15 protein-coding genes are annotated in these 14,503 nt (G+C 31.2%); 13 read left to right on the top strand and 2 right to left on the bottom strand.

Annotated elements, in window-relative coordinates; translation table 11 throughout:
* The first annotated feature begins 19 nt into the window (after positions 1-19).
* Genes MOV42_RS11005 through MOV42_RS10995 form a run of 3 tightly spaced genes read left to right on the top strand, consistent with a single transcriptional unit; the run spans position 20 to position 3,716 of the window.
* Complete coding sequence (locus tag MOV42_RS11005; protein WP_324171225.1) at positions 20-1,945, top strand: response regulator; 1,926 nt, start codon at positions 20-22, stop codon at positions 1,943-1,945.
* Positions 1,946-1,998: 53 nt separating this feature from the next.
* Entirely contained in the window at positions 1,999-2,835 is an 837-nt protein-coding gene (locus tag MOV42_RS11000; RefSeq protein WP_324171224.1) for a peptidylprolyl isomerase, read from the top strand.
* A 14-nt stretch (positions 2,836-2,849) separates the two neighbouring features.
* On the top strand, positions 2,850-3,716 hold the full coding sequence (locus MOV42_RS10995; RefSeq protein WP_324171223.1) for a 1-aminocyclopropane-1-carboxylate deaminase: 867 nt from the start codon (positions 2,850-2,852) through the stop codon (positions 3,714-3,716).
* Here the strand turns inward: MOV42_RS10995 and MOV42_RS10990 are convergent.
* Positions 3,706-4,386, bottom strand: a complete 681-nt coding sequence (locus MOV42_RS10990) for a nitroreductase (RefSeq protein WP_324171222.1) — start codon at positions 4,384-4,386, stop codon at positions 3,706-3,708. The genes MOV42_RS10995 and MOV42_RS10990 overlap by 11 nt on opposite strands.
* A gap of 151 nt (positions 4,387-4,537) precedes the next feature.
* Between MOV42_RS10990 and MOV42_RS10985 the strand changes: the two genes are divergently transcribed.
* The 9 genes from MOV42_RS10985 to ruvX are packed head-to-tail and all read left to right on the top strand — an operon-like array spanning position 4,538 to position 12,584.
* Positions 4,538-7,057 carry an ATP-dependent Clp protease ATP-binding subunit gene (locus MOV42_RS10985; protein WP_324171221.1) on the top strand — a complete coding sequence of 840 codons (2,520 nt, stop codon included), beginning with the start codon at positions 4,538-4,540 and terminating at the stop codon, positions 7,055-7,057.
* A gap of 24 nt (positions 7,058-7,081) precedes the next feature.
* Positions 7,082-7,435 carry a hypothetical protein gene (locus MOV42_RS10980; RefSeq protein ID WP_324171220.1) on the top strand — a complete coding sequence of 118 codons (354 nt, stop codon included), beginning with the start codon at positions 7,082-7,084 and terminating at the stop codon, positions 7,433-7,435.
* A gap of 59 nt (positions 7,436-7,494) precedes the next feature.
* A complete protein-coding gene (rpmH, locus tag MOV42_RS10975; protein ID WP_207561291.1) occupies positions 7,495-7,629 on the top strand; it encodes a 50S ribosomal protein L34 in 135 nt (44 codons plus the stop codon).
* Positions 7,617-7,961 carry a ribonuclease P protein component gene (gene rnpA / locus MOV42_RS10970; protein ID WP_324173025.1) on the top strand — a complete coding sequence of 115 codons (345 nt, stop codon included), beginning with the start codon at positions 7,617-7,619 and terminating at the stop codon, positions 7,959-7,961. Before rpmH ends, rnpA begins: the two co-directional genes overlap by 13 nt.
* Positions 7,962-8,297, top strand: a complete 336-nt coding sequence (gene yidD, locus MOV42_RS10965; protein ID WP_324171219.1) for a membrane protein insertion efficiency factor YidD — start codon at positions 7,962-7,964, stop codon at positions 8,295-8,297. It begins immediately after the preceding gene.
* On the top strand, positions 8,291-9,964 hold the full coding sequence (yidC, locus tag MOV42_RS10960) for a membrane protein insertase YidC (RefSeq protein WP_324171218.1): 1,674 nt from the start codon (positions 8,291-8,293) through the stop codon (positions 9,962-9,964). The genes yidD and yidC overlap by 7 nt, the downstream gene beginning before the upstream one ends.
* A complete protein-coding gene (locus MOV42_RS10955) occupies positions 9,957-10,850 on the top strand; it encodes a Jag N-terminal domain-containing protein (protein WP_324171217.1) in 894 nt (297 codons plus the stop codon). Before yidC ends, MOV42_RS10955 begins: the two co-directional genes overlap by 8 nt.
* On the top strand, positions 10,851-12,191 hold the full coding sequence (gene mnmE / locus MOV42_RS10950) for a tRNA uridine-5-carboxymethylaminomethyl(34) synthesis GTPase MnmE (protein WP_324171216.1): 1,341 nt from the start codon (positions 10,851-10,853) through the stop codon (positions 12,189-12,191). It begins immediately after the preceding gene.
* Positions 12,192-12,584: a Holliday junction resolvase RuvX gene (gene ruvX / locus MOV42_RS10945; RefSeq protein ID WP_324171215.1), complete on the top strand. Its 393-nt coding sequence runs from the start codon at positions 12,192-12,194 to the stop codon at positions 12,582-12,584.
* Here the strand turns inward: ruvX and MOV42_RS10940 are convergent.
* Positions 12,577-13,197, bottom strand: coding sequence for a hypothetical protein (locus MOV42_RS10940; RefSeq protein ID WP_324171214.1), 621 nt, complete (start codon positions 13,195-13,197; stop codon positions 12,577-12,579). The genes ruvX and MOV42_RS10940 overlap by 8 nt on opposite strands.
* A 238-nt stretch (positions 13,198-13,435) precedes the next feature.
* On the opposite strand from MOV42_RS10940, the gene ilvC reads away from it, so the two are divergent.
* Positions 13,436-14,458, top strand: coding sequence for a ketol-acid reductoisomerase (ilvC, locus tag MOV42_RS10935; protein ID WP_324171213.1), 1,023 nt, complete (start codon positions 13,436-13,438; stop codon positions 14,456-14,458).
* The last annotated feature ends 45 nt before the right edge of the window (positions 14,459-14,503 follow it).

The raw sequence follows: 14,503 nt of genomic DNA, 5'->3' as shown, positions 1-14,503 counted from the left end.
AATTTTAAAAGGTTATTTTATGGGAATATTTTCATTTTTAAAAAAAACAAAGCCTAAAGTTAAAGAAGAAAGAAATTACACTAGTTACTTTACAAAAGAGATGATTTGGGAGATAGTAGACTCAAATAGTTCAATGATGCTCTTTTTTACAAAAGAAGCTGGTTGGATAGGAGCAAACAAACTTTTTTTTAATACTTTTGATTTTAAAAATATAGAAGATTTTCGTACAAAATATGAAAGTGTAAGAGAACTTTTTTTAAATGAAAGTGAAGAGATTTTTACACAGGACGATAAAAGTTGGCTTGATTATATAAAAAAGTATAAAAAAGAGGGGTATTACATAAGTATATTAAATACTGATAATGAGATGTTGACAATAAATGCAAAATGTCACAGTTTACAAAGTTCAAAAGAATTTTATATATTGGAGTTAGAAGATATTACAAAATTACAACTTTCAAAATTAAGAATTAAAGAAGTTGAAAAATTAAAATCAAAATTTTTATCAAAGATAGGTCATGAATTTAGAACTCCAATGAATGGAATACTTGGCTTTATTGAACTTTTTCAACAAACGAGCCTTAACAAAACACAAACAGAATATTTAAATATGATAAATCGTTCTTCTAGAAACTTAATGTCAAATATAGAGACTCTTTTAGATCTTTCCCAAATGCAAGGAGGTAGGTTAAAGTTAAATCCATCTACTTTCAATATATCTTTTGAGATGGAAAAAATAGCTTATAACTACTCTGTCTTTGCTAAAGATAAAGGTATAAATCTTTTTGCTTTTATAGACCCTAAATTACCAATTGAATTAAATGCAGATTTTGGAAAGATTAAACAAGTTATGAATTCACTTATTCAAAATGCTATAAAATTTACATCACGAGATGGCAGGATAATAGTTGAGGTTAAATTACTAAAAAAACAACTAAATGGAGCTTGTCGTATAGGTTTTAGTGTAAAAGATAATGGGAAAGGTATAGCAAATGAGCAGATTACCCAGATTACTGAACCATTTAATGCTGGAACTCAAGTTTATGAAAGACTTGGGGTAGGGCTCAGTCTTTCTTATGGACTGGTTAGTTTACTTGGTTCTGAGCTTAAAATTCAAAGTGAAGAGGGGTATGGAAGTTATTTCAATTTCGCACTTAATTTTAAAGATGTTAAAGGACAAGCTTATAAAATGATGAGTAAGAAAAAAGTAAAAATCTTACTTCTTGATTCTAAAAGAGTTGATGAAGCTAATTTTTTAACTACATATCTTCGTTCTTTTGCTATTGATGTTGTTAAGTCAAATATTCTTGATGAAAACATTTATTTTGGGATTGAAACTCTTTATGTAATCGCAAATAAAAAAGATTCTACTTGGATGTTAGAGTTGGGTGCATACTCAAAAAAAACCCCTGTAATTTTGTTGTTAGAAGAAGATGAGAAATTGCAAACAAAATTCACTCATATTGTTGACAATGTTTTTAGAAAACCTCTTTTACCGAGTGTTGTTTTTAAGCAACTAAATCAAATTTATAAAAAAGATAATTTAGTAAAAGGTAACGTAAATAGTAATATTAATGCTTTGGTAGTTGAAGATAACTTAATAAATCAGAAATTAATTAAAATCATACTTAAAGAATACAATATAAAAGTTTTTACAGCATCTAATGGAAATGAAGCAGTGAATATGTGTGAAAAAAAGAATTTTGATATTATATTTATGGATATAGATATGCCAGAAAAAAATGGTATTATTGCAACTAAAGAGATTAAGCAAAAAATAAATAAAAATGATAAAACTCCGATTGTCGCACTTACTGCCATGGCTATGCAAGGAGATAAAGAGATGCTACTTTTAGAAGGTTTAGATGATTATATGTCAAAGCCTTTAAGTCGAGATGTACTAGAAAATATACTTAACAAATACTTACGAGTTTCATCTGTTTAATAAGTGTTAATATAAAAGCATTAGAATTTTGAATCTAAAAGGAATTAAATATAATGAAAATGATGAAAATAACTAAAATTTTTGCTTCTCTTTTGTTCGCAACTACACTTGTTGGCGCAAACACTATTGTTACTGTGAATGGAACTGAAATTACACAACAAGATGTTTATAAAGGTCTAATGAATGCAACAAAAGGTGGATTTAACCAAGTACCACCAGAAAAACAAGCTAAATTAGGACAACAGTTTTTACAAGAGTTAATAGCAAAAGAGTTGATTTTTGGAGATGCTAAAAAGACAGGTGTGCTTAAATCTAAAAAATTTAAAGAAGAATACAAAAAAGTACAAGATGATATAAAAAAACAATTAGCGATTAAAGTTTGGCAAGAAAATCTTCATGAAAGTATAAAAGTTTCAAATAAAGATTTAAAAAGTTATTATGATAAAAATAAAGAAGAATTTTATGAAAAAGAAAGTGTTCATGCTCGTCATGTATTGCTAAAAACAAAAGCTGAAGCTAATGCAGTAATAAAAGAACTTAAGTCTCTAAAAGGCGATAAGTTAAAAACTAAGTTTATAGAAGTAGCAAAAGCTAAGTCAATAGGACCAAGTGGACCACGAGGTGGAGACTTAAGCTACTTTGCTCGTGGTAGAATGTTCCCAGCGTTTAACGATGCCGCATTTAGTATGAAGGTTGGTGAAGTCTCTAAAGAACCTGTTCAAACACAGGCTGGATTCCATGTAATCTACATAGAAGATAAAAAATCTAAAAAAATTCTAGGCTTTACAGAAGTTAAGTCTTTTATAGAAAAAAGATTAAAAGCTGAAAAATTCAAATCTGTAATGCAGACAAAAATGCAAGAGCTAGAAAAAAAAGCTACTATAAAATAATATAGCTTTTAAAAATGCAAAATTCTCCTATATCTACTTTAATGATAGATTCAAGGAGATTCCTTGTTAAAAGAGATGATTTAATAAATCCATATCTCGCAGGAAACAAATATAGAAAACTATATACTCTTTTAAAAACTCCACCAAAAAAATTAAAAAAAATAATCTCTTATGGTGGAACTCAATCAAATGCTATGCTTGCAATTGCGGCAATGTGTAAACGAAAGGCTTGGGAATTTATTTACTATTCAAAACCTATAAGTGAAACTCAAAAATTGTCTCAACTTGGAAATTATTATCGGGCTATCTCTTTAGGTATGCGTCATATTGAAGTAGAGTATAGTTTATATCGAAATTTTATAGCTTCATTACGAGTAAGCATAGATGCTGATACATTTATAATAGAACAAGGTGGAGCGGTTAAAGAAGCAAAAAAAGGTTTAGATGTTTTAGCACAAGAGATAAGAGAAGAGAACTTGGATATAAAATCTTTAGCAACACCATCTGGAACAGGTACAACAGCTCTATTTCTAGCCTTAGCTTTACCTGAGCATAAAGTTTACACAACTCCATGTGTTGGAGATGTAAGGTACTTAAAAACTCAGATGCAAGCCCTACATGAACTACCAGAAAATTTAATTATTTTAGAGCCAAAGAAAAAATATCATTTTGCAAAGCCATATCCAGAATTTTATGTAATGTATAAAAAACTTTTAGATGCAGGCATAGAGTTTGATTTACTTTACTCTCCAGCTATGTGGGAGGCTCTTTTGAGTCAAACTAAAGAAGAAATATTATATATTCATAGTGGTGGAGTAAGTGGAAACGAAAGTATGTTGCAAAGATATCTAGCCATAGATGCTAGAAAATCTAATCTATAAAAGTAACACTATCTTCTAGTGCAACTCTCTTGGGTTGATAAGAGTTGATTTTAGCATCTTCATCTGCATAACCAATTACAACACTATATAAAAGAGCTAAATTATCAGGTGTTTTTAAAACATTCGCAATTACTTTCCCAAACTCAGTAGTTGAGCCTTGAGGACAAGTGTCAAGTCCAAACTCTTTAGCAGCGAGTAAAATACTTTGCATATATGCCCCACAATCAAGGATGGCACCTTGTGCCTCATCTATGTTTACTTTGTCTGTAAAAATAAAAAATACTGTTTGAGCGCCAAACCATCTAAAGTTATCATGCCACATCTTTGTTCTTTTTTCAACATCTTTGCGATCAACTTCCATGAGTGTATATAGACCAACACCTGTTTTAATACGGCGTTTTTTATATGGACTTATCCATGTTTTTGGGTAGTATTGGATAAATTGATCATGTTTAACACCTGCATTCATTTTTGCAATGATAGCATCTCCAACATTTTGTAAAATTTCCTTGTTACTAACAGCGTAAACAATCCATGGTTGCATATTTGCTCCACTTGGTGTCATTCCTGCTGCTTTAAGGATTTTTTCTTGAACTTCTTTAGATACTGGTTTTGGTAAAAAAGCTCGTTTTGAAGAACGAGTGTTGATAGCCTCTAGTATTGTTAGCATTGCTACTTCCTAAAAATCAAATTTTATTATTTTATAACATTGTTGCTAATAAATAGATAAAGTAAAAACATAATGGAACATGACTAAACTAACTTGACATAGATAGACTCAATGTGATATAATTATTATATAAAAAAATAAAGGATAATTTATGAATAATATTTTTGAAAAACTTACGCATAATATGACTGAGGCTATAGAATCTTCTATTTCTTTGGCTTTACACAATAAAAATCAAGAAGTGATAAACATACACTTTTTATGGGCACTCCTTACAAATTCATCTTCTGTTTTAAATCAGATGTTTAATAAAATGAGTATTGATAAAATTGCAATGGAGTTAGATGTAAAGAGTTTAAGTGAAAAATTACCAAAGTCTTCAACCGTATCAAAAGAAAGCATTAAATTATCTAAAGAATTTGTAAACTCACTCGAAGTTGCTGCAGGTTTAATGACAAAAAATGGAGATACTTTTTTAGCAGTAGATACTTTTATATTGGCGAACTTAAAAAAAGAACCTTATGTAAGTATTTTGAAAAAGTATATTGATGTGTCTGAATTGGAAAAAAATTTAGAAAGTTCTAGAGGTGGAGCTAAAATTGACTCTCAGAGTTCTGATGAAACTTTAGAATCTTTAGCAAAGTATGGTATTGATTTAACAACACAAGCTAGTGAAGGGAAGCTATCACCAGTAATTGGGCGTGATGAAGAAATAACTAGAATGATGCAGATACTTATTCGTAAGACAAAAAATAATCCAATGCTTTTAGGTGAACCAGGAGTTGGTAAAACAGCTTTAGTAGAAGGTTTAGCACAAAGAATAAGTGAAAATAAAGTTCCAACATCTTTACAAAATAAAAGGCTTATAGCTCTTGACATGAGTGCTTTGATAGCTGGTGCAAAGTATCGTGGAGAGTTTGAAGATAGATTAAAAGCAGTTATTGACGAAGTGAAGCAGAGTGGAAATATCATTTTATTTATTGATGAAATACATACTATTGTAGGAGCAGGAGCGAGTGAAGGAAGTATGGATGCTGCTAATATTCTAAAACCAGCTCTAGCTCGAGGTGAACTTCACACAATAGGTGCTACAACTTTAAAAGAATATAGAAAGTTTTTTGAAAAAGATATGGCACTGCAAAGAAGATTTCTTCCAATTACTCTTGAAGAACCAACAGTAAATCAATCTTTACAAATATTAAGAGGCATAAAGGAGAGACTTGAAACACATCATAACGTTACAATAACTGACAGTGCTTTAGTTGCTGCCGCAAAGCTTTCAGATAGATATATAGCAGATAGGTTTTTACCAGATAAAGCGATTGATTTAATTGATGAGGCGGCGGCTGAACTTAAGATGCAAATAGAATCAGAGCCTAATGTATTGAGTGTAGCAAAGAGAAAAAGTTCAGAGTTGCATGTAGAACAAGAAGCTCTAAAAATGGAAAAAACTCCAGCAAATGAAAAAAGACTTTTAGAAATAACAAAAGAGTTGGCTGATGTTGAGGAAAATGTTAGAAATTTAGAAGTACAGTTTAATACTGAGAAAGAAGTTTTCCAAAGAATATCTGCTATAAAAAATGAGATTGAATCTAAAAGAAGAGAAGCAAATAATGCTAAAAATAGTGCAGATTTTAACCGTGCTGCTGAGATAGAATATGGAGAAATACCAGCGCTAATAGAAGAAGAAAAAAATGTAAATATGTCATGGGATAATTTACAAGAGGCAGGGACACTTTTGAAAAATAGTGTTGATGAAGATGCGATAGCATCTATAGTATCTAGATGGACAAGTATACCTATAAATAAAATGCTTCAAAAAGATAAAGATAAGATTTTAAATGTTGAGGCAGAACTAAATAGTGAGGTTATAGGTCAAACAAAAGCTATTCATGCAGTCGCTCGTGCCATTAAAAGAAATAAAGCGGGACTATCAGATGCCAATACCCCAATCGGTAGTTTTTTATTTTTAGGACCAACTGGAGTTGGTAAAACACAAACTGCTAAAACTTTAGCAAAGTTTTTGTTTGATAGCCAAGATGCAATGATACGGCTAGATATGAGTGAGTATATGGAAAAACATTCTGTTTCTCGTTTAATAGGGGCAGCACCTGGGTATGTTGGTTATGAAGAGGGTGGTCAGCTTACAGAAGCAGTTAGAAGAAAACCATATAGTGTAATATTATTTGATGAGGTAGAAAAAGCACATCCAGATGTTTTTAATATGTTGTTACAAGTTTTAGATGATGGTCGTTTAACTGATAACAAAGGTGTAACGGTAGATTTTAGTAACACTATCATAATCTTAACTTCAAATGTAAAAGAGTTAAAACAATATTTTAAACCTGAATTTTTAAATAGACTTGATGATATTATAGAGTTTAATTCTCTTGGTCGTGAACAAATAGTAGAAATAGTAGATATTTTCTTTAATGAAATTAAAAAGAAGGTGCAAGAGAGAGACATAGAGCTAAGTATTACTGATGAAGTTAAAGCTTTTATAGCTGAGGCTGGATTTGATGAAGATTATGGTGCTAGACCTCTTAAGCGTGCTTTATATGAGATAATTGAAGATAGTCTTGCTGATTTAATTTTAGAAGGTAAAGTTGTAGAAGGTTCAAAAGTAGAGTTTTATATGATGGATGGAGTTGTAAAAGTAAGTGTGAAGTAAATAAGATAGAGGTTATAATTTTATATGAAATATTTTATACTAATTTTGTTTTTTACATTATCTTTGTTTTCTTGTACGGGTGATTGTTTAACCTGTCACCCAAAGCTTATCCCTACGATACAAGAAGATTTACGCCATAAACCTATGTTAACTTGTATAAAGTGTCACTCTGTTGAGCCAAATACTATGGCAGAATGTGGAGATGATTGTTTTTCTTGTCATCCCATGTCAAAAATAAACAAAGCAAATGTACGAGAGCATGATGTTATTCAAGCATGTAGAGATTGTCATGTTGGAGAAAATGAAAAAATATTTGATACTACAATCCCCTATAATCAATCAAAAAGAGAATTGCTAAAGGATTTTTTAATTAATTAACCACGCTTTAAGTAACTTTTATGTAACATTGCGGACTTAATTTTAAACAAGGATATGTAGTGAAAAGAACATACCAACCACACAGTACACCTAGAAAAAGAACTCATGGCTTTAGAGCTAGAATGGCAACAAAAAATGGTCGTAGAGTTTTAAACCGTCGTCGTGCTAAAGGTCGCAAAAGATTGTCAGTTTAGGCGGTTTTAATACACTGAAACTTCATAAAGAGTTTCAGTATGTATATAAAAAAGGAAAAAATATGCACTCACAGAGTGTTGTACTTTTTCATCTTCAAAAAGATTTAACTAACAAAGTTGGATTTACAGCAACTAAAAAAATTGGAAATGCAGTTAAAAGAAATAGAGCAAAAAGAAGACTTAGAGCTTTGTTTTGTACTTACTCTTCCTTGTTAAAAGATGGAACATATATCTTTGTAGCAAAACAATCAATCAATGAAATATCTCATCAACAACTTCAAAATGACTTTAAAAAAGTTTTAAACCGCTCTAAAATATTTAAGGAAATTTAAGTGATTAGAAAATTTTTACTTAAATTACTTTGGGTTTATCAGAAATTTTTTACTCTCATAGGCTTTGGAAGTTGTAGATATTACCCATCTTGTAGTGAATTTGCACGAATTAACTTTGAAAATAATTCTATTTTAAGTGCTTTTTACCATAGTTTGACTAGAATACTTCGTTGTAATCAATTATTTGATGGTGGCATAGAGTATCCACTCCTTGATAAACTGTCTATAAAACCCGAAAAAATAGGGTTAGATTCTATAAAGTATTGGTTGGTTCCAAATAAAAAAAACCGTTTTTATATAATAAAAAATTTTTCATATAAAGGGAAACCGTGTTAGAGAAACTTTCAGCAAATCAGAGATTAATGTTAGCAGTAGCATTGTCAGTAATTTTTTTCGTGGGATATACAGCAATTGTTCCACCAATAGAACCAGAAAATAAAGTTATAGATGCCAAATCAATTCAAAACAATTCATCAGCAAGTCAAATGCAATCATCTTCAAATATGCAAGATATTATTACTCATGATATATCAGAAAAAGAGAAGTATGGTTCAGATGACAAAAGTGTTATTGTAACAGTTACAAATAAAGATTATATTTTAAAAGTAGATACTTTAGGGCGCATAAGCTCAAAAGAATTACTTCAAGATAAGTTTAAAACAAAAGAAGATCAGCACGCACAGTTAATTTCAACTACCGGTATGAAGCCACTTTTTCTTAGATTTTTGGATGAAGCACTCAATAGTGAAGCAATGAGCGTCGCATATACAGCAGATGTTAGAGAATTAACCCTTGATGGAGTTGCAAAAAAAGTAATCTTAACTCAAAAATTATCAACTCTAACAGTTACAAAAGAGTTGACATTTTATGATGATGGTCACTATGATGCAAAAGTTTCACTTTCACAAGATAAAAGATATTTTATATATCTAGGTCAAAGACCAAAAGTAAACGAAACTGAGCAAATGATGACAGTTACTGGTGCTATGATTTTTACAGATGATGAAATAGCTACAATTATTGAAGATGGAGATGCTGAAGGAAGAAAAACATTTAGCGGTGTTGAGTTAGTGTCTGCTTTTGATCAATACTCTGCAACTATCATGTATGGTTTTGCTAAAGACACAAATATCATAGTTGAAAGAGATAGAGATGACAACCCAGTTGTTTATTTTGATGCTTTACAAATTATGGCATTTAGTGGTTATGTTGGACAAAAAGAGTATAAGGTACTTAAAAATATAAAACCTATTTTAACAAATGCAATAGAATACGGTTGGTTTACTTTCGCTTCAAGACCACTGTTTCAACTTCTTTCTTGGTTACATGGTATTTTTGGAAACTGGGGTTGGTCAATCATAGCACTTACTCTTATGATTAGAGCAGTTTTATATCCATTGACATATAAAGGCATGATGTCAATGCAAAAAATTAAAGCTATTTCACCGCAAATAAAAGAGATTCAAGCTAAATACAAAAGTGATCCACAGCGTATGAACAAAGCTGTTATGGATATGTATAAAAAACATAATGCTAACCCTCTTGGTGGTTGTTTACCAATGCTTTTACAAATTCCTGTATTTTTTGCGATTTATCGTGTACTTTTAAATGCAGTTGAACTTCAAGGTGCTCCTTGGATTATGTGGGTAACTGACCTTTCTCGTATGGATGAGTTTTATGTTCTGCCAATACTCATGGGTGCTTCAATGTTTTACCAACAAAGACTTACTCCAACAAACTTTACAGACCCTATACAAGAAAAAGTATTTAAATACTTACCTGTTATCTTTACATTTTTCTTTTTAACTTTCCCATCAGGTTTAGTTCTTTACTGGTTTGTAAATAATATCTTTTCAATTATGCAACAGTTTGTTGTTAATACTCAGTTTAAAAATGCACAAGATGCACAGATTGCTCTTAGTAAACACGCTATAAAAGAAGAACATAAAGAAGAGGTAAAAGCAAAACAATTAGAAAAAAAATCTGGAAAGAATGATGATTAAAATAGAATCTACAACATTAGAAGAAGCATATCAAGATGCTGCTTCTTCGTTGGAATGTTCTGTTACACAACTAACCATAGAAGTTGTACAATATCCAAGTGGTGGTTTTTTAGGTTTATTTAAAAAAACAGCTATTATTGTTGCTGCAAAAGAAGTTAACACTGAGAATGTCAATAAAGAAGAAAAATCTATAAACTTTAGTGAACAAAAAAAACAATCCCCAAAGCCAAAGCTTACAGAAAAACATAAAAAAACCACTTTAAAAATAGAACTTCAAAAAGAACAAAAAAAACAATCTCATAAGATTATAAATGATACGATAATGCCAGAATCATTTGTAAGCACTCAAGATGAAGAAGAAGATGAGGATGTGTCTTCTTATCTAGCTGATTATGATGATGCTTTTGATAATCTTGATAATGATGATATACAAACAATTGCAAAAATTGTACAAGAAGAGATAAATAAGCTTTTTTCATCAGTTTGCTTTGTAATAGAAAAAATTGAAGTTAGCGTATATGATGAAAATACACTTCTTGTAGAGTTTAAAGGCGAAGATGCTGCCCTTTTAATTGGTAAAGAAGGTTATAGATATAAAGCTCTATCATATATGATTTTTAATTGGATAAATACAAAATACCAACTTCAACTTCGCCTTGAAATTGCAGAATTTTTAAAAAATCAAGAAGAATCAGTTTCAAGATACCTCTGTGGTGTTAAAGATAATATCGATAGAGATGGAAGAGCTCAAACTAAAATACTTGATGGTGTTCTTGTTCAAATAGCTCTTAGAGAACTTCGTGACATGTACCCAAATAAGTATGTAGCAATTCGCTCAACAAGAGATGGACTAAAGTATATCATTGTAAATGATTATCATACATAAATGGATAATGATACAATTTCAGCCATTGCAACTGCAAATGGTATAGGTTCTATTGCAATCATTCGCATAAGCGGAGATAGAGCCTTAGAAATAGCAAAAAAACTTACACACAAACAAGATTTCCCCCCAAGGTATGCAAGCTTAACCACAATACACAACAAAAATAACGAGTTAATTGATGAAGCCATTGTTATTTACTTTAAAGCTCCTTTTTCTTTTACAGCAGAAGATGTAGTTGAGATTCAGTGCCATGGTGGTTTTATCGTTGCTCAAAGTATACTAAAGGCTAGTGTAGAAGCTGGAGCAAGACTTGCAACCGCTGGTGAATTTTCAAAGAGAGCTTTTTTTAATGGTCGAATTGATTTGAGTGAAGCAGAAGCAATTGCACAACTCATTGAAGCAAAGAGTGAAGATGCAGCTAAAATCTTAGCACAACAAATGAAGGGTTCACTAAAAGAATATATAGAAAAGATAAGAGATGAGATTATTCATATTTTGGCTTATTCTGAAGTTACTATTGATTATGCCCAAGAGGATTTACCTCAAGATTTAGTAAAACAGATAGAAGAAAAACTATTACAACTTACGCTTTCTTTAGAAGCAACTCTTGTAGCTTCAAAGCAGAGAGAAGGTTTGATGCAAGGTTTTAAAGTAGCGATAGTTGGAAAACCAAATGTTGGTAAAAGTTCACTTTTAAATGCACTTTTAAATTTTAACAGAGCCATAGTTAGTGATATAGCAGGAACAACAAGAGATACAATAGAAGAGCAAGTGAAAATTGGTAGTCATCTGATTCGTATAGTTGATACAGCAGGGATAAGAGAAGCAAATGATGAGATAGAACGCATAGGAATACAGAGGAGTTTAGAGGCTATACAAGAGAGTGATATAGTTGTCGCTTTATTTGATAGTAGTCGTGAAATGGATAGTGAAGATGAAGATATGTTAAATCTTTTGCAAGAACATTCAAAAAACAAAAATTTAATTTATATAAAAAATAAGATAGATTTAAAAGCAAAGTTTAAAAATGAAACTATAAAGTTTGATTTAGAGTTAAATTCTAAAGAGAGAGTTATTTCACTTATAAAACTTTTAGAAAATATTATAGATAGAACTAATCTGTCGGATGAAATAATGCTAATTTCTCAAAGACAAATATCAGCCGTAGAACAAACACTTATCAATATACAAGAAGCACTTTCTCCACTTCAGACCCAAGAGTTGGAGATATTTTCTTTTCACTTAAACGAAGCAATAAAAGAGATGGCATCTATAACTAGACCTTTTGAAAATGATGAGATGCTAGACAAGATGTTTGGCTCTTTTTGTTTGGGTAAATAGTTGAAATACATAGCAATAGACTTAGGGCTTAAACGCATAGGACTAGCTTACTCTGCACACAAAGATATAGTAACCCCACTTAAAGCAGTTATAAGAAAAAACAGAAATCAAGCATCTATTGAAGTAAAAAAAATCATAAATGAGTGGGAAGTAGATGCTGTTGTAGTCGGTATACCCCTTGGTGGAAGTAGTGAAGATGAGATGAAAAGACGCATCTCTCATTTTATGAATCTAGTTGATTTTAAAGGTGAAGTTTTTTTTCAAGATGAAGCTGGAAGCTCTAAAGAAGCTGAAGCTTTGATAAGAGGCGAGATAAAGCAGATAAGAGATGGAAGAATTGACTCCATCTCAGCGATGATTATTTTACAAAGATATTTGAGAAAAATCAAATAACCCCAAAAAATTTAGCAGCATCCTCTTCATCATCTGTTAAGTTTTCTTTTGCAAAATCAGGGTCATTTTCTATTTTATCTTTTACAATATTTTTACAATAATCAAAAAGAACTTCTTTAGCATGTTTGTTATCGCTCAAATATCCAAGTCCGCTAAACTGATAAGGTTCTTCTTGCTCTATGCATAAAACAGTACCTTCACATTTCTCTTCTAATAGTTCAACTAAAGTTCTATAATCAATACTAAACTCTGCAATATGCCAACCAATATCTTCTAAACTTTTAGATGCAAATTCGCCAACTCCATCTGCTGTTGTGTCATCATAAGATGAGTTTGGAGTATTTATGCCTATAAGTTCTTGCCAGTTTGAAAAAGCTTTTATAAGAACTCTATCGCCATCTTCAACAAGTTGATAGTTACGACCCAATACCTTTTTAAAATCTTCAACTATTTCTGGTTGCCCTTTGTAGATAAATATTTCATTATCTGTAAAAGGTTCATAGATTATATTTCCCTCAATACAGATGCCAAAAAGCTTCTTTGCGTTTATGGCCGTTAATAATGTTTGCTTATTTGTTATGATTATTTCATTAAAAAGATTAAACTTTTTCATAATTTCTCCTAATTTGTTTTGACATTATAAAAGTTTTTGCTTTAATTGAGTATAATGCGACAAATTTTTGAAGTATTTAAGTGTAAAATAATATTACATAAACAAGATTGCACTAGTGCAATGGACTTTCTGTCGAAGAAAACAAAGCGTTAGCGTAGCTAAAGGAATTACTTCCTTTGGCGTGATAGATTAGATGAAGGGTTGCCTTCATTTTATGAAATAAAATTAAGGAAATAAAATGGCATTAAATGTTTATTATGACAAAGACACGAGTTTAGACCTAATCAAAAGTAAAACAGTTGCAATGATAGGTTTTGGTTCTCAAGGACACGCACACGCTGAAAACTTAAGAGATAGCGGTGTTAATGTTATTGTAGGTCTTCGTAAAAGTGGTTCTTCATGGGCTAAAGCTGAAGCTAAAAACTTTGAAGTTTTAACAGTAGCAGAAGCAACAGCAAAAGCTGACATGGTTATGATTCTTCTTCCAGATGAAAACCAATCAGAAATTTATACTAATGAAATCGCTCCAAATTTACAAGATGGTGCAACTATAGCATTTGGTCATGGTTTTAATATTCACTATGGTCGTATTAGCCCTGCTAGTAATATCAATGTAACAATGATTGCTCCAAAAGCCCCAGGACATACAGTTCGTTCAGAGTTTGTTCGTGGTGGTGGTATTCCAGATTTAATCGCTGTTGGTCAAAATCCAAGTGGTAACACTAAAGATTTAGCACTTTCTTACGCATCTGCTATTGGTGGTGGTAGAACTGCTATTATCGAGACTACTTTTAAAGATGAAACTGAAACTGACCTTTTTGGAGAACAAGCTGTTCTTTGTGGTGGTACAGTTGCTCTAGTTCAAGCTGGTTTTGAAACATTAACAGAAGCTGGTTATGCTCCTGAACTTGCATACTTTGAGTGTTTACACGAACTTAAATTAATCGTTGATTTAATGTTTGAAGGTGGAATCGCTGATATGAGATATTCTATCTCTAACACAGCTGAATATGGGGATTATGTTTCTGGTAATCGCGTTATAAATGCTGAGTCTAAGCAAGCTATGAAAGATATCTTAACAGAGATTCAAGATGGTAGATTTGCAAAAGACTTCATCTTAGAAGGTCAATCAGGTTATCCTCGTATGAATGCTGAAAGAGCAAATGACAAAGAGAAACCTATCACTAAAACTGGTAATAAACTTCGTGAAATGATGCCTTGGATTGGTTCTAACAAAATCGTTAATCAAGAAACAAACTAAGAAATTAGTTTTTCGTCCTAAAGCCTAACTACTTTTTGTAGTTAG

Source organism: Sulfurimonas sp. (assembly GCF_029027405.1).
In the GTDB taxonomy this organism is placed as follows: Bacteria; Campylobacterota; Campylobacteria; order Campylobacterales; family Sulfurimonadaceae; genus Sulfurimonas.
The sequence above is the reverse complement of the archived record's forward strand: the minus strand, read 5'-3'. Positions and strand labels throughout refer to the sequence as shown.

What these genes read in the sequence shown, in the direction of transcription:
- MOV42_RS11000 (WP_324171224.1), top strand. Translation starts at nt 1,999, where the DNA reads ATGAAAATGATGAAAATAACTAAAATTTTTGCTTCTCTTTTGTTCGCA.
- MOV42_RS11005 (WP_324171225.1), top strand. Translation starts at nt 20, where the DNA reads ATGGGAATATTTTCATTTTTAAAAAAAACAAAGCCTAAAGTTAAAGAA.
- MOV42_RS10980 (WP_324171220.1), top strand. Translation starts at nt 7,082, where the DNA reads ATGAAATATTTTATACTAATTTTGTTTTTTACATTATCTTTGTTTTCT.
- MOV42_RS10985 (WP_324171221.1), top strand. Translation starts at nt 4,538, where the DNA reads ATGAATAATATTTTTGAAAAACTTACGCATAATATGACTGAGGCTATA.
- MOV42_RS10995 (WP_324171223.1), top strand. Translation starts at nt 2,850, where the DNA reads ATGCAAAATTCTCCTATATCTACTTTAATGATAGATTCAAGGAGATTC.
- ilvC (WP_324171213.1), top strand. Translation starts at nt 13,436, where the DNA reads ATGGCATTAAATGTTTATTATGACAAAGACACGAGTTTAGACCTAATC.
- mnmE (WP_324171216.1), top strand. Translation starts at nt 10,851, where the DNA reads ATGGATAATGATACAATTTCAGCCATTGCAACTGCAAATGGTATAGGT.
- MOV42_RS10955 (WP_324171217.1), top strand. Translation starts at nt 9,957, where the DNA reads ATGATTAAAATAGAATCTACAACATTAGAAGAAGCATATCAAGATGCT.
- MOV42_RS10990 (WP_324171222.1), bottom strand. Translation starts at nt 4,386, where the DNA reads ATGCTAACAATACTAGAGGCTATCAACACTCGTTCTTCAAAACGAGCT.
- MOV42_RS10940 (WP_324171214.1), bottom strand. Translation starts at nt 13,197, where the DNA reads ATGAAAAAGTTTAATCTTTTTAATGAAATAATCATAACAAATAAGCAA.